General features: G+C 64.5%; 19 protein-coding genes, 2 tRNA genes and 1 riboswitch. Of the genes, 9 read left to right on the forward strand and 12 right to left on the reverse strand.

What is annotated here, in order from left to right:
• The first annotated feature begins 130 nt into the window (after positions 1 to 130).
• Entirely contained in the window at positions 131 to 2,089 is a 1,959-nt protein-coding gene (locus V6N07_RS06535; protein ID WP_371154942.1) for a lytic transglycosylase domain-containing protein, read from the forward strand.
• A gap of 12 nt (positions 2,090 to 2,101) precedes the next feature.
• On the opposite strand, the gene V6N07_RS06540 is transcribed toward V6N07_RS06535, so the two are convergent.
• Positions 2,102 to 2,974, reverse strand: coding sequence for a DMT family transporter (locus tag V6N07_RS06540; protein ID WP_371154944.1), 873 nt, complete (start codon positions 2,972 to 2,974; stop codon positions 2,102 to 2,104).
• A complete protein-coding gene (mnmD, locus tag V6N07_RS06545) occupies positions 2,971 to 3,645 on the reverse strand; it encodes a tRNA (5-methylaminomethyl-2-thiouridine)(34)-methyltransferase MnmD (protein ID WP_371154945.1) in 675 nt (224 codons plus the stop codon). Before mnmD ends, V6N07_RS06540 begins: the two co-directional genes overlap by 4 nt.
• Positions 3,646 to 3,674: 29 nt before the next feature.
• Here mnmD and V6N07_RS06550 point away from each other — a divergent pair, with 29 nt between their 5' ends.
• The 3 genes from V6N07_RS06550 to arfB all read left to right on the forward strand — a co-directional run bounded on the left by V6N07_RS06550 (position 3,675) and on the right by arfB (position 6,113).
• Positions 3,675 to 4,721: an NAD(P)/FAD-dependent oxidoreductase gene (locus V6N07_RS06550; RefSeq protein ID WP_371154946.1), complete on the forward strand. Its 1,047-nt coding sequence runs from the start codon at positions 3,675 to 3,677 to the stop codon at positions 4,719 to 4,721.
• Positions 4,722 to 4,787: 66 nt separating this feature from the next.
• Entirely contained in the window at positions 4,788 to 5,384 is a 597-nt protein-coding gene (locus V6N07_RS06555) for a queuosine precursor transporter (protein ID WP_371154948.1), read from the forward strand.
• 309 nt (positions 5,385 to 5,693) lie between these two features.
• Positions 5,694 to 6,113, forward strand: coding sequence for an alternative ribosome rescue aminoacyl-tRNA hydrolase ArfB (arfB, locus tag V6N07_RS06560; RefSeq protein WP_371154950.1), 420 nt, complete (start codon positions 5,694 to 5,696; stop codon positions 6,111 to 6,113).
• 41 nt (positions 6,114 to 6,154) lie between these two features.
• On the opposite strand, the gene V6N07_RS06565 is transcribed toward arfB, so the two are convergent.
• From V6N07_RS06565 to pncA, 5 genes are all read right to left on the reverse strand, one after another.
• The gene (locus V6N07_RS06565; protein WP_371154952.1) at positions 6,155 to 7,618 is read right to left on the reverse strand and encodes a P-loop ATPase, Sll1717 family; all 1,464 of its coding nucleotides are present in this window, start codon (positions 7,616 to 7,618) and stop codon (positions 6,155 to 6,157) included.
• Between the two features lie 15 nt (positions 7,619 to 7,633).
• Positions 7,634 to 8,926: a nicotinate phosphoribosyltransferase gene (pncB, locus tag V6N07_RS06570; RefSeq protein ID WP_371154954.1), complete on the reverse strand. Its 1,293-nt coding sequence runs from the start codon at positions 8,924 to 8,926 to the stop codon at positions 7,634 to 7,636.
• 45 nt (positions 8,927 to 8,971) lie between these two features.
• Positions 8,972 to 9,715 carry a YkgJ family cysteine cluster protein gene (locus V6N07_RS06575; RefSeq protein ID WP_371154956.1) on the reverse strand — a complete coding sequence of 248 codons (744 nt, stop codon included), beginning with the start codon at positions 9,713 to 9,715 and terminating at the stop codon, positions 8,972 to 8,974.
• Between the two features lie 168 nt (positions 9,716 to 9,883).
• On the reverse strand, positions 9,884 to 11,599 hold the full coding sequence (locus V6N07_RS06580; RefSeq protein WP_371154958.1) for a BCCT family transporter: 1,716 nt from the start codon (positions 11,597 to 11,599) through the stop codon (positions 9,884 to 9,886).
• Between the two features lie 116 nt (positions 11,600 to 11,715).
• Complete coding sequence (pncA, locus tag V6N07_RS06585) at positions 11,716 to 12,324, reverse strand: bifunctional nicotinamidase/pyrazinamidase (RefSeq protein ID WP_371154959.1); 609 nt, start codon at positions 12,322 to 12,324, stop codon at positions 11,716 to 11,718.
• 149 nt (positions 12,325 to 12,473) lie between these two features.
• Here pncA and V6N07_RS06590 point away from each other — a divergent pair, with 149 nt between their 5' ends.
• The 3 genes from V6N07_RS06590 (at position 12,474) to V6N07_RS06600 (ending at position 14,631) form a co-directional block, all read left to right on the forward strand.
• Positions 12,474 to 13,376: a rhodanese-related sulfurtransferase gene (locus V6N07_RS06590; protein ID WP_371154960.1), complete on the forward strand. Its 903-nt coding sequence runs from the start codon at positions 12,474 to 12,476 to the stop codon at positions 13,374 to 13,376.
• 110 nt (positions 13,377 to 13,486) lie between these two features.
• On the forward strand, positions 13,487 to 14,203 hold the full coding sequence (locus V6N07_RS06595; RefSeq protein WP_371154961.1) for an alpha/beta fold hydrolase: 717 nt from the start codon (positions 13,487 to 13,489) through the stop codon (positions 14,201 to 14,203).
• On the forward strand, positions 14,188 to 14,631 hold the full coding sequence (locus V6N07_RS06600) for a DMT family transporter (RefSeq protein WP_371154962.1): 444 nt from the start codon (positions 14,188 to 14,190) through the stop codon (positions 14,629 to 14,631). Before V6N07_RS06595 ends, V6N07_RS06600 begins: the two co-directional genes overlap by 16 nt.
• Positions 14,632 to 14,651: 20 nt before the next feature.
• On the opposite strand, the gene V6N07_RS06605 is transcribed toward V6N07_RS06600, so the two are convergent.
• A complete protein-coding gene (locus V6N07_RS06605; RefSeq protein WP_371154963.1) occupies positions 14,652 to 16,031 on the reverse strand; it encodes an FAD-binding oxidoreductase in 1,380 nt (459 codons plus the stop codon).
• Positions 16,032 to 16,134: 103 nt separating this feature from the next.
• Here V6N07_RS06605 and V6N07_RS06610 point away from each other — a divergent pair.
• Positions 16,135 to 16,211, forward strand: a tRNA-Met gene (locus V6N07_RS06610).
• A gap of 255 nt (positions 16,212 to 16,466) precedes the next feature.
• On the opposite strand, the gene V6N07_RS06615 is transcribed toward V6N07_RS06610, so the two are convergent.
• Genes V6N07_RS06615 through thiM form a run of 4 tightly spaced genes read right to left on the reverse strand, consistent with a single transcriptional unit; the run spans position 16,467 to position 19,436 of the window.
• Positions 16,467 to 17,231 (reverse strand): 3-oxoacyl-ACP reductase, encoded by a 765-nt coding sequence (locus V6N07_RS06615; RefSeq protein WP_371154964.1) that lies wholly within the window; start codon positions 17,229 to 17,231, stop codon positions 16,467 to 16,469.
• Positions 17,228 to 18,040 carry a bifunctional hydroxymethylpyrimidine kinase/phosphomethylpyrimidine kinase gene (gene thiD / locus V6N07_RS06620; RefSeq protein ID WP_371154966.1) on the reverse strand — a complete coding sequence of 271 codons (813 nt, stop codon included), beginning with the start codon at positions 18,038 to 18,040 and terminating at the stop codon, positions 17,228 to 17,230. Before thiD ends, V6N07_RS06615 begins: the two co-directional genes overlap by 4 nt.
• Positions 18,037 to 18,645: a thiamine phosphate synthase gene (gene thiE / locus V6N07_RS06625; protein ID WP_371154968.1), complete on the reverse strand. Its 609-nt coding sequence runs from the start codon at positions 18,643 to 18,645 to the stop codon at positions 18,037 to 18,039. Before thiE ends, thiD begins: the two co-directional genes overlap by 4 nt.
• Positions 18,642 to 19,436 (reverse strand): hydroxyethylthiazole kinase, encoded by a 795-nt coding sequence (gene thiM / locus V6N07_RS06630; protein ID WP_371154970.1) that lies wholly within the window; start codon positions 19,434 to 19,436, stop codon positions 18,642 to 18,644. The genes thiE and thiM overlap by 4 nt, the downstream gene beginning before the upstream one ends.
• 49 nt (positions 19,437 to 19,485) lie before the next feature.
• Positions 19,486 to 19,581: riboswitch (TPP riboswitch) on the reverse strand.
• 226 nt (positions 19,582 to 19,807) lie between these two features.
• Here thiM and V6N07_RS06635 point away from each other — a divergent pair.
• Positions 19,808 to 19,897: transfer RNA gene (locus tag V6N07_RS06635), tRNA-Ser, on the forward strand.
• Positions 19,898 to 20,295 lie beyond the last annotated feature (398 nt).

Below are 20,295 nucleotides of genomic sequence, written 5' to 3' on the forward strand. Positions count from 1 at the left end.
CTAGATGCGTTAGTGAAATCGTGGCGGACCCTATGCGCAGGCCATTCCGGCGGCAAGCCATGGGTGCATCAAGAAATCTGCAAAGGTCATCATTCCGCGGAATGTCGGCCATCAGGAGGGATGACACCCCATGCGTATACTGATCGGTCTGATCCTTGCGGTCATCTCGGCGGTGGCCCCGGTCCGCGCCGACCCCGATCTGCAGCTGGCCTTGACGCATCTGCGGGCCGGGGACACCGATTCCGCCCGCGCTGCGATGGCGCGGATCGACCGCCCGGCGGTGGCGGATGTGGTGATGTGGCACCTGTTGCGCGACAGGCAGGGCAGTTTCGCCGAAGCGGAGGACTTTCTGGCCCGCAACGCGGATTGGCCGGGCCTGCCGCTTTTGCGCACGCGGGTCGAATTGACCATGCCGGCAACCACGCCGCCCAGCCGCATCCTTGCCTTCTTCGATGACATGTCCCCGCGCACCTCGCGGGGGGCGTTGTTGAATGCCACGTCCCTCATGGCACAGGGCCGCCACACGGAGGCGGAGGTCGCGATCATCGATTATTGGCTGAGCGAGCCGATGACCTCCTCCAGCCACGCGGGATTCGTCGAACTGTTCGGCGCAGTCATCGGCCCATATCACGCCGCGCGGCTGGATGCCTTGGCATGGTCCGGTGACGCCGCCTCGGCCGCCCGCGTGATTCCGATGCTGCCGGATGGGCCGGAAGTGGCCCTGGCGCGTGCACGGATCGCCCTGCGTCAAGGCAATGCGGGCGTCGATACCCTGATCGACGCGGTGCCCGAGGACTGGCGCGATCATCAGGGGCTTGCCTACGAGCGGTTCCGGTGGCGCCTGGACAAGGGCCGCCGGGACGATGCGCTGCAACTGTTGTTCGCCTATGACGACACCGCCGACACGCTTGGAAATCCTGCGGCCTGGGGCCAACATCGGGAACGGCTTGCCCGCCTTCTCAAACAGGACGGGCGCCCGCAGGAGGCATACCGCGTCGCGTCGCGGCATCACCTGCCGGACGGGTCGCCGGATGTGGCCGGCCTCGAATGGCTGGCCGGGTATGTCGCGCTGCGGTTCCTCGACCGTCCGGATCTGGCGATTGCACATTTCACCCGGTTCGATGCCAACGTCGCCTCGCCCATATCCAAGGGGCGGGCCGGTTATTGGCTGGGTCGCGCGCATGAGGCCGCGGGCGATCCGGCCAGTGCACGGGATGCCTATGTCGCAGGCGGTCAGTGGCAGACCAGCTTCTACGGACAGCTTGCCGCCGAACGCGCAGGCCTCACCGCGGATCCACGCCTTGCCGGAACGGAGGAATTCCCCGCGCTGGCCGAAACGGACCTTGTGCAAAGCAGCGTTCTGGAGGCCGCCCTGGCCCTGCAATCCATCGGCGAGCGCAGTCTGGCCGAACGTTTCATGACACATATGGCCGAAACCCTGCCCCGCCCCCTGATCGGCACGCTGATCGACGTCGCGCTGGACCTCGAAGAGCCGCATATCGCCTTGCTGATTGCCAAGCGGGCGGCACAGTCCGGCCATGAATTGCACAAGGGCTATTTCCCGCTGACGCCGCTGGCCCGGCTGTCTGCGACGGTCCCTGCCGAGCTGACCCTCGCGATCGCCCGGCGCGAGAGCGAGTTCGACCCCGTCGTCGTGTCGGGCGCAGGCGCGCGCGGCCTGATGCAACTGATGCCGGGAACGGCGGCGGAAATGGCCCAGCTGATCGGCGTGACCTATGAGCAGCCCCGTCTGACACAGGACGCGATGTACAACGCCCTGCTCGGCACCGCCTATCTGGGAGAGTTGGAGGGAGAGTTCGGCCCGTCGCCCATCCTTGTCCCAGCCGCCTACAACGCGGGGCCATCACGGGCGCGACGCTGGATACAGGAGCTGGGCGATCCGGCCACCACCGACCGCGACCTCGTCGACTGGATCGAGGATGTCGATTTCAGTGAGACGCGCAACTATATCATGCGCGTCAGCGAAAGCCTGCTGCCCTATCGCGCGCGCCTGTCCGGCGAGGCAGGCGCCCTGCGCCTCGGCACGTGGTTGCGCGATGGCTACGGCGATCTGCTGGACGGTCGGTGATCCGACCCGCCTTCAGCCCTTGGCGGCCTCGACGGCGCGCGTGCGCCACAGGGTGAACAGCCCGGCGGCCATGACGATGATGGCCCCGATCACGACATGCGTTTCCAGAACCTCGCCAAAGACCGTCACGCCGACGATCGAGGCGAAGACGAGCTGCAGATAGGCAAACGGCTGAACGACGCTTGCTTCCGTCAATTCGTAGACCCGGATCAACAGGTAGTGCCCCAATGAGCTGAGGCCGCACAGGACCGCCATCCAGCCCCAGTCCGCCAGGACCATCGGCTCCCAGAAGGAAAGGCCCACGGCTGTCATCGCAACGGCGCCGACGGTGCCGGTCCAGAAGAAGCTGGTCGCCGAACTGTCCCGCCGCGCGGCATAGCGCGTCAGCAGAGAGTAGAGCGCGAACATGAGCGCCATGGCCATCGGCACCAGTGCGACGGGCGAAAAGACGCCCCTGCCCGGCTGAAGGACCACGAGGATCCCGATGAACCCGACACCGATGGCGATCCAGCGCCGCCAGCCGACCCGTTCGCCCAGCACCGGCCCGGACAAGGCCGCGATGATCAGTGGGCAGGCGGCAAAGACCGCATGCGCCTCGACCAGTCCCAAGAGGACGAAGCCCCAGACCCCGACGCAGATCTCGGCGGCCAGCAACAGGGCGCGCGTGATCTGCAGGCCGGGTTGCGACGTCGCCGCCGCCGCCCGCAGGCCACCTGCCTTGCGCGAGGCGATCGTCAGGACAAAGGCCGCGAAGAACCAGTAGCGGATCATGACGATCATCAGGACGTTGTATTCCCCGGCCAGATGCCGCGAGACCCCATCCTGCAACGAAAAGACAAGCATCGTGAGAACCATCAGGGCAATGCCAAGCCTGTCATTCGTCATGCCATCACCCCTTTGGTCATATGTCGCTTGCGCCCGTACCCCGGCACCCGGCTGACCACGAACCCCGCGGCCGAGAGTGCCCGCCTCACATGTCCCGCGGCCGTATACGTGGCGAAGGTGCCCCCCGCGGCGGTATGGCGACCGACTTCTGCCAGCAGATCGTCGCCCCACATCTGCGGGTTGCGGGCCGGTGCGAACCCGTCAAGGAACCAAGCATCGGCTTGCCCCTGCCAGCCGGGCAGGCAGAGTCGGGCATCGCCTTGGACGATCGTCAGGTCGACGCCCCCAATGGCAATGCGGCGCCCCGGCCACGCCGACAGCAGCTGACGCGCGAGGTCGCCGAGTTCCGGGAAAGCCGACAGCGCGCGTGCCATGTCATCGTGGGCCATGGGAAAGGCTTCGAACGAGGTCATCGCGATGCGTCCCGGCCCGGTCCATGCGCGCGCAAGGGCCAGCGCATTCAAGCCCGTGCCAAACCCGAGTTCCGCGACATGGAAGCCCGCCCGCAGCCGTGCAGGCAGATCGTTTCCGTTCAGAAAGACATGTTCCGTCTCGGCCAGACCATCCCCGAGCGAGAAATACGGATCATCGAAGGCGCGTGCGACGGGCACGCCCCCGGTCCAGTCGATCACCGCCTGCTTTTCGTTGTCGTCGTCGTGCCCTATGCCCATGGCCGCAGCTATGGTGGAGGGCGCAGACCTTGGCAATCGATGTAACCGTTCTGGGTGCCGGGATTTTCGGTCTTTCCTGTGGCTGGGCCATGGCGCGGCGCGGCGCCCGCGTGCGCATCATCGATCCGCATGGTGTGGGGGCCGGCGCCTCGGGCGGCGTGGTCGGCGCCCTCGCCCCCCATGTGCCTGAACAATGGAACGACAAGAAGGCGTTTCAGCTCGACAGCCTTCTTATGGCTGACACGTGGTGGGGTGCCGTCGAAGCGGCGGGCGGCAAGCCTTCGGGTTATGGCCGGACCGGGCGGCTGCAACCGATTGCCGACGAAGACGCGTTGATCCGGGCCGAGACCCGTGCGGCCTCTGCCCGGCAATTCTGGCCGAGCGACATTCACTGGACGGTGACGGACGCGCCTGAATGGGCCCCGCCGAGCGCCACCGGCAAGGTCATCCACGACACCCTGTCCGCCCGGATACACCCCGCGCAGGCCTGCGCCGCCCTGGCCGAGGCCCTGCGCAGCGCCGGTGCGGAAATCGGCGTCGATGGAAAGGCAAGCGGAACGGTTCTTCATGCGACCGGATGGCAGGGGCTGGCCGGGATGCAGGACGCGCAGGGCCGTGCGGCAGGCAACGGCGTCAAGGGACAGGCGGCCCTTCTCGATTTCGACAGGCGACGGATGCCGCAACTCTACATCGACGGCCTTCACATCGTTCCGCATGCGGATGGCACGACGGCCATCGGTTCGACCTCGGAACGGGACTTCACGACGCCTGACGGGACAGACCAGCAACTTGACGATGTTCTGGCCCGCGCGGTCGCTGCCATGCCGGTGCTGGCCGACGTCCCGGTCCTTGCGCGCTGGGCCGGGGTGCGCCCGCGCGCGCGGTCCCGCGCACCCCTGCTTGGCCACTGGCCGGGGCGATCCGGTCATTTCATCGCGAATGGTGGTTTCAAGATCGGCTTCGGAATGGCCCCGAAAGTCGCCGAGGTCATGGCCGACCTGATCCTCGAAGGACAGGATGCCATCCCCGAGGCCTTCACCACCGACGGGCTTGCACCCGGCGCCACGCAGGACTAGACGGCGCGCCTGCCCCGGTTCCGGGGCCATGTCTCCGACCACCATGTCAAAAACGGGTACACACTCATGCTTATTGCCATCCTCGCCATGGGGGCCATTGTCGTCGCCTCCAACATCGGCGTTCAATTTCTCATCGCCGACGGCTGGCTGACATGGGGGGCGTTCAGCTATCCGCTGGCCTTCCTTGTCACCGATGTCACCAACCGTCTCTTCGGTGCTGAAAAAGCGCGCAAGGTGGTTCTTGCGGGGTTTGGCGTCGGCCTGATCTGTTCGCTGATCGGCACGCAGATCATGGGCGAATTCGGACCCCTGGTCACGCTGCGCATCGCACTGGCCTCGGGCACCGCGTTCCTTGTCGCGCAACTGATTGACCTGTCGGTCTTTTCCGCGCTGCGCAACCGCGTCTGGTACGCGGCACCGCTAACCTCGTCCATCATCGGGTCGGTGGTTGATACGGCGCTGTTCTTCACCATCGCATTCGCAGGTTTCCTTGCGTTTCCAGCAGCTTGGGGCGACGTGTCCTGGGCGCAGGAGGCGACGGCCGTGGGGCCGCTCTGGGTGGGTCTCGCGCTGGCGGATTGGGCGGTCAAACTGGGCGTGGCGCTGCTGGCGCTGGTGCCCTTCCGTGTCATCACGATGAAGTTTGCACCACACGTTGCGTAAAGGGGCTTGACCCACACAAAATACGTGGCACCTTCACCTTATCGGCAACAACTGAAAGGAGGTGACCCAGTGTCTAGAAAGAACCTGGAGAATGCGTGCGGGACAACTTCGGTGGTCCGCGTCTGAGGCAGCCCTTGGGCGTGTATCTCCGAGGTGGATGCGTCTAACCGTCGCCACCTCCTGACCTTTCGGAAGGCCGTTCCCGTTGCCGGGCGCGGCCTTCTTAATTGGGGCACCTCCGCCCACGTCGTCGCCCATCGGTGCGTCGCACCCCGGAAACATTTGTGCGCTTTTTCGCGTTTGGTGCCCATGTCCCTCGAAATCACCCCCACGATCACCCTGCAGGACTGGGAACTGACCGAGCAGTTCGTGCGCGCGGGCGGGCCCGGCGGTCAGAACGTCAACAAGGTGTCGAGCGCGGTGGAGCTGCGCTTCGAGGCTGAGCGGTCGCCGTCGCTGCCCGGACCGGTCAAGGCGCGGCTGCGACGTCTGGCGGGGCGGCGCTGGACGAAGGAGGGCGTGGTGGTGATCCAAGTGTCCGAGGAACGATCACAGGCCCGCAACCGGGCCGTGGCGCGGGAGCGGCTGGTGGAGTTGGTGCGCGCGGCCACGGTGAAGCCGAAGCCACGCGTGAAGACGCGGGTGTCCGCCAACCAGAAGAAAAAGCGGGTGGAGGCGAAGAAGAAGCGGGGGGAGGTCAAGGCGCTCCGGGGTGGGGTGGATCTGTAAGGTGGGCCTTTCGGTGCCCACTCTATTTTTAATCTTTTAAATCAGGGCTGTTGCTTGGAGTCGGCCCGCTCTTCTTTCAATCTGGCAAATTCTTTCAGTCCAATGTGAACCTTCAATTTACTTACGCTTGGATCCCATTTCGCGTTCGGGTTAAGATATCGAAATGCCCACCCTGAACCACCTGTCCCCATCCTCGTTTGATAACCAATTACAGAAAACCTATATAAATTCTCGAGCGCCTCTTCAGCCGACATCTTGTTCTTTGAGGATTTCATCTTTCCATAATTTGACACAAAGCTTACACGATCAAATGTAAGTGTTTCTGTTTTTGAACAAACTGCGAGGGCATCATCCCAGCTATCCCAGTGCGGAGCGATCTCATCATCCAGTTCCTCCTTTAGGTAATCGGAATACGAAGCACGGCATCCGTTGATATCTTCGTTGGTGAGAACAAGAGGTTCATCAGGTCGCCCCTTCGCAAGGTGGAGAGCCTCGTTTAAAAACTGAATAACGTCTCGTGGTCGCATAAAAGTTCTCGCGAAGATATGATCAAGCTTGGCTTGGCTTCCTCGCATCTTTGCAGCGTCAGCGATGTTCTCCCACGAGACATTCGGACCTAGTTTCTTTTGCAATCGTACATCAATGAGGTCTCGAAGAGCGTCTGCACCCCAAGTCAACGATATAGCAGCCCCACGCGTTATTTTGTTTTTATCGGAGAAGCCTATTTGCTCCCAAATGTCAGTTCTTAGATAAACGATTGGGCATATATTAGCCCGAAGTTCGGTTGAGCGACTTATCTCTCGTGCAGCCAGTATTAATCCAATAAGCATATTTGCACGCTCGTCGGTCACTTTGTCTAGACCTTGATCAAGCTCATCGAAATGCAGATACAGCCTTTCAATCCTCAACTCAGAAATCGCGTTTGAAACGTCGTTTAAAATAGAGTTTGTCAGGGCATTGAGTTCAGCGCCGAGAACTGTGTTCTCTTTCCCTCTTCTCAAGTTAATAAACCCCAAAGCCACACCGGATATCTGCGGGCCTAGCGACAGGCCTTCAACTCGGATTTTCTCCTGTTGCACTATCGAGCGGGTATCGGGATCAATGCTATCAAAATTCTTTTGCAAGAATTTCGTGAGCGCAGCGATTCCATCTGTATAGTGCTTGCCATTTCCTTTTCTGACTACATGACTCGCCATCCTGATGGCGATCAAAAGTCGCCAAGAAGCAACATATGCTTCGGAAGGCGAAGCGCCTTTGTCTATGAGCTCACCATGTGCCAGCCACGGGTAATTTCGTAGACTTAGAGGACTGCCATGATCTTCCGACAATACCTGCGTAAAGTGTTTCACAAGCGCTGTTTTACCGCTTCCTTTCCTTCCAAGAACTAGCAACGTCTTTCCTGAAAGAATTTGTTCAACAGCTGGCGTGGTCAGAAAGTATTCAATTACCGGTTCATCTTCGGCAGCAATATCACCGAAGTTGTCGAGATTTCTAAGTGTCGTCATGTTTCCGCTCTTCATTTAAACAACAACCTCCATCCCAACCTGCTCGCCTACCCCGAACACCCGCTTATACCTCGCAACCTCATCCTCTGGCCCCATCGCCTTCCGTGGGTTGTCCGACAGTTTGACCGTCGGGCGCCCGTCCGCCGAGACAGCCTTGCAGACCAGCGAGAACGGGGCGAGGGCGTCGTCGGCGACGAGGCCTCGGAAATCGTTGGTCAAAAGCGTGCCCCAGCCGAAGGACACGCGGACGCGGCCTGCGAACTGGCGGTGCAGGCGCTCGATCACGTCGACGTCGAGACCGTCGGAGAAGATCACCAGTTTCTCCGAGGGGTCCTCCCCCCGCTCCTGCCACCAGCGGATCGCCGTCTCCGCCCCCGTCGCAGGGTCGCCGGAATCGATGCGGATGCCCGTCCAGCCGGCCAGCCAGTCGGGGGCGTTCGCGAGGAAGCCCTCGGTCCCGTAGGTGTCGGGCAGGATGATGCGCAGGTTGCCCGAATGCTCCTCGTGCCAGTCGGCCAGCACGTCGTAGGGCGCGCGGGCCAGCGCCGCGTCGTCGCCCGCGAGCGCGGAGTAGACCATGGGGAGTTCGTGGGCGTTGGTGCCGATCGCCTCAAGATCGCGGTTCTTGGCGATCAGGCAGTTGGAGGTGCCGCCGAAGTTGTCGCCCAAGCCTTCGTGCAGGGCCTGCACGCACCAATCCTGCCACAGGAAGGAATGCCGCCGCCGGGTGCCGAAATCCGCCAGCCGCAGCCCGTCGAGCCCGCGCAGACGTTCGACCTTTTCCCAGACGCGGGTCATGGCGCGGGCATAGAGGACCTGAAGCTCGAACCGGCCCATGTCGGCCAGCACGGCGCGGGAACGGAGTTCCATGATGATGGCGAGGGCCGGAATCTCCCACAGCATGACCTCGGGCCATGCCCCCTCGAAGGTCAGCTCGTACTGGTCGCCCTTGCGTTGCAGGTCGTAGGGCGGCAGGCGCAGGTTCTCGAACCACTCCATGAAGTCGGGGCGGAACATCTGTCGCTGACCGTAGAAGGTATTGCCGCGCAGCCACGTACTCTCACCGCGCGTCAGCGACAGGGTGCGCACGTGGTCGAGTTGTTCGCGCAGCTCCCCCTCGTCGATCAGGTCGGCAAGCGGGATGTGCTTGGAGCGGTTGATCAGGCTGAAGGTCACCTGCGTGTCGGGCCGGTTGCGGAACACCGACTGGCACATCAGCAACTTGTAGAAATCCGTGTCGATCAGCGAGCGGACGATCGGATCGATCTTCCACTTGTGGTTCCAGACGCGTGTGGCGATGTCCTGCATGGGCGGTCCTCCGGTGACGGTTAAGCCACGGGGCGCACGGGGTGTCTAGCGGCGGATCCCGCGGGCGAGGCGCTTGCGCTCGTCCTCAAGGTTGCGGGGCGCGTGTCGGGCCGTTGCAAGGGCCGCGTCGATGTCGATGCCGTTAGCCGCAGCCTGCGCAATGCGTTTGAGCGCGAAGGTCGGCGCACCCTTGCCCAGCGCCGCCCGGATCAGGGCGTGCACCGTCACGTAGGCCAGTTGCGGCGCAAGCGTGCCGGTGCCCGGTCGCGCCTCGCCCTGCGCAATGGCCTCGCAGGCAGAGACATCCCGGCTGACGTAGGTGCGGCAGATCATGGGCCGCGCATCATAGGCACGGCACAGGCGCGTGTCCGGGTCGAGGGCGGGACATGCCTCGGGGTGCCAAGGCGCGGTGCCGTCGGCGGGGGGCAAAGCCGCATGCAGCCTGCGTGCCTCGACCCCCGTCATCGTGCCTCCGTCATCGCCCGGCAGGATACAGCAGAAGGCACAGCCCTTGGCGCAGGCGAGCCCTTCGGGTTCAGGCGACCGCGCCAGCAGGGCGTGGCCGATACGGGTTGCGGCGGATCCATCGGAAAGTTGCCGCAAGATGGCGTCATGGGGATCGCGGTTGGCATCAAACCAGGCCAGCAGCAAATCACGCGCCTGCGCGGTCACGGCGGCCGGATGGCCCGGCAACCGGGCCATGGCAAGCGCCGCACGCAGGCCATCGCGATCGGCGGGCACGCCCTTGGCCTGTGCGGCGCGGCGGGCCGCGCGGGGGGATCTGACCATCTGATACCTCGGGGCGCGAAAAGAACGCGGACGCCCTGCCCGCGCCGTCCGGTTAGATCAAAGCCGCGTCAGAGGCGCAACAGGGCCGGAGTGGACGCGATCTGGCCGCTGCTGGAACGAGAAAGGGGCGCCGAAGATGACGCCCCCCTTGCATTGTCTGTCGCCCGATCACTCGGCCGGTTCCATCCCCGGTGCCGGTGGCAGGGACGGTGGCGTGGCGCCCGGAATCTCGTCGAAGGTGGTCGGGACCCCGTGCTTTTCGCGGCGACCATCGTTGTAGATGGCCTTCACGAGAGAGATGCACATCAGCACCATCACGATCGAGAACGGCAAGGCGCCGATCACCATCGCCGTCTGAATGGCGGATGTGCCCCCGGAAATCAGCAGGCCCGCAACCACGGTACCGAGTGCAACGCCCCAGAAGATGATATGCGGCCGCGCCTTGGGACCTTCGTCGCCCGCAGCGTTGATCGTGTTCACGATCAGAACGGCCGAGTCGGCGGAGGTAACAAGGAACGTCATCAACAGAACGACGATCATCAGCGCCATCAACCAAGACAGAACCTCGCTGATGGGTTGGAGCATATGCGCCGTCATCGCGAAGATCTTGTCGCCATTGCCGGCATCGAAGATCACGCCATTGGCGTTGCCGTTAAGCTCCAGGTCGATGGCCGTGCCTCCGGCCCATGCGAACCAGACAAAACACATCAGAGCAGGCACGATCATTGCGCCCAGCACGAATTCGCGGATCGTCCGCCCGCGCGAGATTCGCGCGAGGAACAGGCCGACGAAGGGCGCGAAGGCGATCCACCACGCCCAGTAGAAGACGGGCCACCACCCCTGCCATTGTGCCAGCAGGAACGCTTCGGATCCCTCGACCCCGTCAGAGCGCCAGACGTTGAAACTCATCCCCGGCAAGGCGATCAGGTATTCCCATATCCCGAGGAAGAAGGCGTTCAGGCCAAAGAACGTCGCACCGAACAGGATGAAGAACCCCAGCAGGACGATCGACAGCGTCATGTTGATGTTCGATAGCCACTTGATGCCCTTGCCGACGCCGGATAGGGCAGAGATCGTCGATGCCCCCATGATGAACACCAAGGCCACGATGATCCCGAGGGTCGTCACGGCGCCTTCGGCATCCGTCAGCCCCCCGATCCCGATGCGTCCGAGGCCGGCGGCGAATTGCTCCACTCCGAAGCCGAGCGTCTGCGCCACGCCGAGAATCGTCGCAACGACGGCGACCACGTCGATGACATGCCCCAGCACGCCGGAAAGGCGCTCTCCGAACAGGGGCGTCAGGGCCGAGCGGATCGTCAGCGGCAGGCCCCGGCGATAAGTGAAATAGGCCAGCGACAGGCCGCAGATTGCGTATGTCGACCAGGCCGACAGGCCCCAGTGCAGGTAAGACCACTTGTAGGCGGTCAGGATGTTATCTTCGGCCCCGGCGGTGGTCAGGCCCTGAATGACCTCGGGGTTGTTCTGGAAATGCGAGACGGGTTCGGCAACGGCCCACGTCAGCATTCCGACGCCGATGCCGGCACCGAACATCATCGAGAACCATGAGAAGTTGTCGAACTCTGGCTCTTCCCCCTCGAGCCCGAGGTTCATGCGCCCGGCCGTCGGCCAGATCGCAAGGCCGAGGCAGACGAGGATGAACAGGGCCACGACGTAGACATACCATGCCGCGAAGTTGCCAAGGATGAAGGCGTTGAACCCGTTCAGGACGGCGCCCGACTGCACAGGCCAGAAGATGGCCCAAACGCAGAGGATGGAAATGATGATCTTTGCGGGCACGGCGACACGCGTCGCGAACCCGTTGTAGAAACCCCCGTCGCGCGTGCGTATCGGGAGTTCCGTAAGTGGTGGTTGCAGGTCTGCCATGATTGGCCCTCCGGTGGCTGCTACCGCTAACTGTGGTTGTCTCGCGCCGTATTGGAAGGGTGAATCTGCTTGTTCCTGCGACTTGTGGGCCTGTTCGCGACGTCAATGCGCCGTGTTCAGACGATATCGACGCCAGCCGCCTGCATCTGCATTCGGGCGCCCGCAAGCGAGCCATCGAGATCGATGGCTCGTGTCAGCTCTTCCTCCACCCGGACGCGATAGCCGAGGCGCGCGGCGTCGAGCGCGGAGAAATTGACGCAGAAATCGGTGGCGAGCCCGACGAGCGTCAGATCGGTAATTTCGAGGGTGCGCAGAAGCCCATCCAGACCGGTCGGCGTCGTCCGGTCGTTCTCGAAGAAGGCCGAATAGCTATCGACGCTGGGCGTCATGCCCTTGCGGATCACGGCCCGCGCCCGGTCGGTGGCAAGGTCGGGGTGAAAAGCCGCGTCTTCGGTCCCCTGGATACAATGATCCGGCCAGAGAACCTGCGCGCCGTAGGCCAGATCGATCACCTCGTAGGGGGTTCGTCCGGGGTGGGACGAGGCAAACGACGAATGCCCGGCGGGGTGCCAATCCTGCGTCAGGATGACGTGAGCGAAATCTTCCATCGCCGCATTGATGCCCGGCACGATTTCCGCGCCGCCGGGTACGGCAAGCGCGCCGCCCGGGCAGAAGCCGTTCTGCACGTCGATCACGATCAGGGCATGTGAGGCGGGATGGGGCATGGAGCAGACCTTGGATTGTCATGGAACAGGCGTCCGATGGGGCCACCGTCGGAGCGGGGGGTCAACCCCTCGCGCTCCCCGAGGTATTTGTGGTCAGAGGAAGACAGGGGAGTTGCAGGGGCGGGTCGGTGCGCTTTATGGCGGCAGGCATGATCACGATTGCCGCATTCTACTGCTTTGCCCCCTTCGATGACCCCGCGTCCCTGCGCCCTGCCCTGCTGTCCGTGGCGGAACACTCGCAGGTGCGCGGCAGCATCCTGTTGGCACCCGAGGGCGTGAACGGCACGATCGCCGGCCCCGCCGACGGGATCGACGCCGTATTGACGCGTCTGCGTGCCCTGCCCGGCTGCGCGGAGATGGAGGCAAAATACAGCAGCGCCGAGGCGATGCCTTTCGGCAAGCTGAAGGTTCGCCTGAAACGGGAGATCGTGACCATGGGGCAACCGGACGTCGATCCGCTTGCCGGGGTCGGACGCTATGTTCCTCCACGGGACTGGAACGACGTCGTGCGTGATCCCGACACGGTCGTGATCGATACGCGAAATGCCTATGAGGTGGCGATCGGCAGCTTCGAGGGCGCAGTCGACCCGGGGACCGAGGCGTTCGGAGAGTTTCCGGCCTGGTGGGAGGCCAATCGCGGCAAGCTGCAGGGCAAGCGCATCGCCATGTTCTGCACCGGTGGTATCCGCTGCGAGAAGTCGACGGCCTATCTGCGTGGTCAGGGGGTGGACGATGTCGTCCACCTGCAAGGCGGCATCCTGAAATACCTGGAAGACATCCCGCAGGAGGAAAGCCTGTGGCGCGGCGACTGCTTCGTCTTCGATGATCGCGTCAGCGTCGGACACGGCCTGACCGTGGGAGAGCACGTTCTCTGCCATGCCTGCCGCCGTCCCTTGACCGAGGCGCAAGTGACCGCGCCCGAATACGAGGCCGGGGTGCAATGCCCCTTGTGCGTCGACACCTATGCCCCCGAGGACCGCGCCCGGTTTCGTGAACGGGTCAAGCAGATCGAACTGGCGCGCGCGCGGGGCACCCGCCATCTGGGCAGCTGATCGCAACGGCGCGCAGGGCCTGAACGCTTGTGCCCGGGACGGATGCGGTGTTTCGTTTGCGCGATGACAGACAGTTTCCAAGCCCCCCGCCCCGCCGCACGGATTACGCCATGACGCCTCTGGTCCTGTTGCCCGGCATGATGTGCGATGCCCGGCTTTTCGCGCCACAGATCGCCGCTTTCGGCAGTCGCGCCGTGATGGTTGCCCCCATCGACAGGCATGACACCGTGACCGCCCTCGCCGACGAAGTGCTGCGCGTGGCGCCCGCGCGCTTTGCCCTCGCCGGGTTGAGCATGGGCGGCATCGTCGCGATGGAGGTGATCGCCCGCGCACCCGACCGCATTGCGGGACTGTGTCTGATGGACACGAACGCAAGCCCGGAATCCCCCGCCGTCGCGGCCCTGCGGGAGCCGCATATCGCCGCCGTGCAGGACGGCGACCTGCGACGCGTGATGCGCGACGAGATGAAACCCACCTATCTTGCGGATGGCCCGCATCGCGGCGCGATCCTCGACACCTGCATGGCGATGGCCGAAACGATGGGCGCCGAGGTTTTCGTGCGACAGTCGCGCGCCTTGCAGACACGACCGGACCAGCGCGACGCCCTGCGCAAGGTGACCGTGCCCACGATGGTTCTGTGCGGGGCCGAGGATCGCCTTTGCCCGCTGCACCGGCACGAGGTGATGCGCGACCTGATCCCGGATGCGTCCCTCTGCGTCATCCCGGACGCCGGGCACCTTCCCACCCTCGAGAAACCGGCAGAGACCACCGCCGCGATGAAGGACTGGATGTCGTCGGTGGAGGCGCGGGAATGCACCACGCGCTGATCATGCTGGCGGCGGGTATCGGGATTCCGATCCTTGCCGCCCTGAACGCGCGGTTGGGCGCAGGCATCGGGGCCCCTGCCGCGGCGGCGACTGTCCTGTTTGCCGTGGCCTTCATCTGTGCCGGCGTTGCAGCGACCATCACGGGGCCACAGGGATTCGCCCGGCTTGCGGATCAGCCCCCGCACCTGTTCCTCGCCGGCTGCCTGATCGCTTTCTACGTCCTGTCGATCACGTGGATCGCGCCGGTCTTCGGGATCGGAAATGCCGTGTTGTTCGTGCTTCTGGGTCAGATGATCTCGGCCGCCGCAATCGATCAGTTCGGCCTGTTCGGTGCGCGGATCGTCCCGCTGTCCCCCCTGCGCCTTGCCGGTCTCGGCACGATGGCGCTTGGGCTTCTGCTGACGCAACTTGCGGGGCGCGGGTCCTAGGACCGCGCGCGGGTGTTCCGCTAGGGGATGACCTTGCCGGGATTCATGCGGTTGTCGGGGTCCAGCGCCATCTTGATCGCCCGCATTACATCGAGGGCGACCGCATCCTTGCGTCGCGCCATCGTGCCCAGTTTCGACAGGCCAATGCCATGTTCCGCGCTTATGGATCCACCGAGGGACACCGTCACATCCTCCACCATTTCGCGGATCGGCTCTATGACGTCGTCGTTCGTTGGGTAGACCGTCAGGTGCACGTTGCCGTCCCCCAGATGCGCCACGATCAGGGTATCGGCCCCGGCATCCATTTCGGCAAGACGCGCATGCATCCGGTCGATGAATTGCGCCACACCATCCAACGGCAGGGCGACGTCGTTGTCGACGATGGGCAGGCGGGTAAAGGTCACCTCTGCCGCCGCTTCGCGCATCTCCCAGATATGGGCGCGCTGGCTGTCGTTCTGCGCCACCATCGCGTCAAGGACGTCGCCCGCCTCCAGCGCTTCGGCGAGCACCTCCTCCATCGTGTCGGTCAGGGGACGGGACAGGCCGCCAAGGTCGATCATCACCGCGTGGTCATGGATCCCAAAGGGCTGACGCAGGTCCGGACGGTGCGTCGCGAGGGCGGTCATGAAGCTGCGCGGCATGTATTCGAAGGCCTCGACCGCGCCATCGGTCGCCAGCTGCAGCGCGCGCAGCAGACGCAGCGCCGCAGGCAGGTCGGCCACGGCGGCAATCGCGGTTGCGTGGTGGCGCGGCGCGGGGACAAGGCGCAGGACAGCGGCCGTTATGATGCCCAGCGTCCCCTCGCCCCCGATGAACAGGTCGCGCAGGTCGTAGCCGGAGTTGTCCTTGCGCAGCTCGCTCATCAGGTCGAGAACCCGACCGTCGGCCAGCACCACCTCCACCCCGAGGCACAGCCCGCGGGTGGAGCCGTAGCGCACGACGTTGGAACCGCCCGCATTGGTCGAAAGGAACCCGCCGACGCGGGCCGACCCCCGCGCGCCGAAGGTCAACGGGAACATCATGTCATGGGGCGCCACCGCATCATGGATGTCGGACAGGATCGCCCCCGCCTCGACCACGACCAGCCCCGCCTCGGGCCGCACCTCGCGCACGGTATTCATCCGCTCCAGCGAGATCATGAGCGCGCCGCTGTTGGCCGTGCCCCCGACCAGGCCCGTATTGCCCCCGACCGGAACGACCGAAAGGCCATGGGTCGCCGCGATTCGCACGCAGCCCTGAACCTCGGCCGTATCGGCAGGCCGGACAACGGCAAGCGGATCCGCAGTCCACTTTCCTGTCCAGTCCTTGCGAAATCCGGCAGTCGCCTCGCCGGTCAGGACATGCGTGTCCCCCAACAGGGAACGTAGTTGCGCCAAGGGGGCGGTTGAATGGTCTGACATGGGCTCTCCTCTTGGCGCGGAAGGTGTCATGCAGGAGAAGAAATGAAAAGCGCGCCGGAACGTCTTGACGCCCCCGTTCAGTCTGCGTATTCCGCGCGCCAGTGGCGGTGTAGCTCAGTTGGTTAGAGCAGCGGAATCATAATCCGCGTGTCCGGGGTTCAAGTCCCTGCACCGCCACCATTCAGGATAGACATTGAGGTTTGCGTCCGCGGGTCGAGCCACCTTCTGCGTGGGCACGACATGGCGCGGCTGGCGGGGAAATCGCGATCCCCGGCACACGGCGCCCTGCTGTCCCCTGCGATGCCAACAACCCGAGGCGGCTGCTCGAACTGCAACCTGATCCGGCGAGGATCCGGACCTTGCAGGGACAGCCAGCGGTTTGCGCCGGCTGTCCCTGCGGTCCGTGTCAGATGACCGACCGGGGGTCCTGTCGGCTTATCCGCACACGAGCCCGCCGTCGACGATCAGGGTCTGTCCCGTCACTGCGCGCGCCCAGGGGGATGCGAAGAACAGAACGGCATCGGCCAGTTCCTCAGGCGTGGTGACATGGCCGAGCGGGGTCTGCCCCGCAATCAGGTCGAACACCGCCTCGGGCGTTGCCGCACTGGCATCCGTCGTACGCAAGAGCCCCCCTGCCACCATGTTCACGGTCACGCCCAATGGGCCGAGGTCCTTGGAGGCCGTGCGGGTGAAGGCCATCAATGCCGCCTTTGCAGCGGTATAGTCATGATAGGGGACGACCGGATTCTGCACGAGGTTCGAGCCGATCGTCACGACACGACCCCCACCCGCCGTCCGGAAATGCGGCGTCATGGCCTGAATCGCGTTAAGGGCGCCGCCCACGGCGACCTCCGACTGTCGGGCGAGATCCGCCCAGGACAGGGTGTCGAGCGTCGCGCGGGCGTCCCCGTTGAAGCTGTAGTCTGCCAGGGCGTTGTGGATCAGCGTCGTAGGCGCGCCGAGCGTTTGCGTGACCTCCTCGACCATCGCGTCCACGGCCGATTTGTCGGTCATGTCCGCCTGCACGGCAATCGCCCTGGGCCCCAGTTCCGTCGCAAGCGCCTGCGCGGCCTCCGCACTGGCGCGGTAGTTTATCGCGACCTTCGCGCCCTGTTGCGCGAAAGCCCGCGCGATCGCGGCGCCGAGGCCCCGACCGGCCCCGGTGATCAGTACGGTTTGCGTATCGATGGCATGTGTCATGTCTGGGAAGATCCTCTCTGGAATGCATGAAAATGGTGAACAGGGCCGTGACCTGACCCGACCGACAGATCATCCGCCCTCAGGATCGCGGCAGAGATATAGGCCTTGGCTGCGATGACGGCCGGATGCAGGGCCTTCCCCTGCCCCAGCTGCGCCGCAAGCGCGGACGACAGGGTGCAGCCGGTCCCGTGGGTGTTGCGCGTGCTGTGCCGCCGGCTTTCGAACCAGACCGCCTCGTCCGCGCCGAGCAGGAAATCGGGGCTGTCTGGCCCGTCGAGGTGACCGCCTTTCAACAGCACGGCGGCGCACCCGAGGGCGCAAAGCGCCTGCGCCTGTTCGGCCATCGCGTCCCGATCGGTCCCCGCAGGCAGGCCCAGCAGGTCCCCCGCCTCGGGCAGGTTTGGCGTAAGGACCGTTGCCATCGGTGCAAGCAGGTCGCGCAGAGCGGCGACCGCGTCCGGATCAAGCAACCGGTCGCCGCCCTTGGCCACCATCACCGGGTCCAGAACGATCGGCGCATCGATGTCCGACAATGCGCTCGCGACGGTCGCGACATTCTGCGCGCTGCCGAGCATGCCGATCTTGATTGCATCGATCCGAATGTCGTCGCGGATCGCCGCGATCTGATCGGAAAGCATCTGCGGATCCGTCAAGGACACGGCACGAACGCCTTGCGTGTTCTGCGCCGTCAGCGCGGTTACCGCCGCCATCGCATAGCCGCCATTGGCCGATATCGCCTTGAGATCGGCCTGAATCCCCGCGCCGCCCGAAGGGTCGGACCCGGCGATCGACAGAACATTGGGTATCATGTGGACCTCCAGCCCGTGACGAGAGTGCGCGTGGCCAAGACCGGATCCTCGGCCCGCGAGATTGCCGAGACGACGGCCATGCCCACTGCGCCAGCGCCTCGCAGGGCCGGAATGTCGGCCGCCGACAGCCCCCCGATGGCGATCGTCGGCACAGGCGACGCGGAAACGATCTGAGCAAGGCCCCCGGGCCCCGTGGGGGCAGCAGCATCCGGTTTGGTGGCCGTGCTGCGGAACGGCCCCGCCCCGATATAGTCGACACAATCCGGGATCGCGGCGCATTGTGCCGCCGTCTCGACCGAAAGGCCCAGGATCGCATTCGGCCCGATGCGGTTGCGCGCGATGCGCGGATCGCCATCGCCCTGCCCGATGTGCAGATCAGCACCCGTTGCACAGGCCACGTCGACCCGGTCATTGACGAACAGCCGAACGCCCAGCGCCGCCATTTCCGGAAGCAGACCCTCGACCAGCCGAAGGATATCGTCATCGCTCCCCGTCTTGTCGCGAACCTGCACGGCCCAGGCCCCGCCCCGCGCCGCGGCGCGCGCCTGTTCTGCAACGGACAATTTCGCGCCCGGATCGGTGATGAAATAGACAGGCCCGATCATGTGGCCTGCCGGATACGGGCGGCGGCATTGAGATCCTCGGGGGAAAGCGCCGCAAGCGCATCGAGGAACGCGGGCTGAAAGCTGCCGGGGCCCGATGCCACCCGGCCCGCCGCCTCACCCGCAACACCGTAAGCCGCAAGCGCGGCGCAAGTCGCGTCGAAGGCATCCCCGCCCGCACAGAAGGCGGCGATCACGCCGTTCAGCGAACACCCCATCACCGTGATCCGCGCCATCAGCGGATGACCGTTTTCAACCCGCGCGCCCCGTGCGCCGTCGGTGACGTAGTCCACCGGGCCCGAAACCGCGACGATACCGCCGGTTCGGCGCGCCAGATCCTGCGCGGCCCCCTCCGCGTCCGCGACACTGTCACCCGCATCCACGCCCTTTGCCCGCCCGCCAAGGCCGGCAAGCGTCAGGATTTCGGATGCATTGCCACGCACCACGGTCGGTTTCATGGCCAGGAGACGGGTGCACAGATCCTGTCGAAAGCCTGTGGCCGCCACGCCGACCGGGTCCAGAACCCACGGCCGCCCGTGGTCGGACATGACACGCGCGGCGTCTTCCATCGCGGCCCCCCACTCGGGATCGGCGGTACCTATGTTGACGGTCAACGCCTGCGCCAGCTCCGCAAACTCCGCGACTTCGACGCGGGCATGCACCATTGCCGGCGAAGCGCCGATGGCCAACAGCACGTTCGCCATCACGTTCATCGCGACGAAGTTGGTGATGTTGTGCACAAGCGGCGCGGCATCGCGCAAAGCGCTCAGTCTATCTCCGGGGGTCTGTGTCATCTGGCCTCCTTTGACGGAAGGAGGCATGGCGAACGCAAATCCCGACACGGGTGGCATCCCCACAACTTCCTCCGCCGGCATGATCCGGTTCAGGTTCGAAGGGTACTTCTCAGCCCGTGCAAGACGGACGCCCCTGTTGCAGGCGCCAAGATGTCCGGAAATGGTTGAATGTCAATGCTGCCCGGGTCGAATTGCGGGTCGGTCGCGCAACCGTCGCGATCGATGGACAACGGATCGACGCCGCGGTCGCATCAGATCGATTCCGCAGACCCTACCGGCAAGGCGCCGCCCGAAAAGACATCCGCCATCCTGATCCCGAGATCGCAAGTTTCGGCTTGTCTCTCCGCCACCCGCCCCCTAAACGCGTCGGCGGAGACGTGGCCGAGTGGTCGAAGGCGCTCCCCTGCTAAGGGAGTAGGCGGGAAACCGTCTCGAGGGTTCGAATCCCTTCGTCTCCGCCACCATCATCCTTACGAAACCATCAAATCATCCGCCCGGCGCGGATTTCTCTGTACTTGAGAGATCGTTTTCTTAGGACTGCCCGGTGCTTTGATAAGGTTCTGGGCTCACGGTTATCGGATTTGCCGACCCTGTGCCGCGAGCGAAGGCAACTGGCGTTGCAGGTTCCCTATCGTTGTAAGGGATGCCAGCTGAACCTGCTGTTCATCAGTGCAGCCATCAAGACCACGGGCCCGGGCGGATGGCATTTATGGAATGACCCCGCTCGGATGCGCACCGACCCCCAGGGCGCCAGCGGGCGCTACGGGCCACCAACCTTGATACGCTGGACAGGCTACCACCGTGACGAACGCCGTCTACGACCGGCGATCGCCGGGCGAGGATGACGCTTTCGTGCCGT

The organism is Jannaschia sp. 2305UL9-9 (assembly GCF_041403465.1).
Taxonomy (GTDB): Bacteria; Pseudomonadota; Alphaproteobacteria; order Rhodobacterales; family Rhodobacteraceae; genus Jannaschia.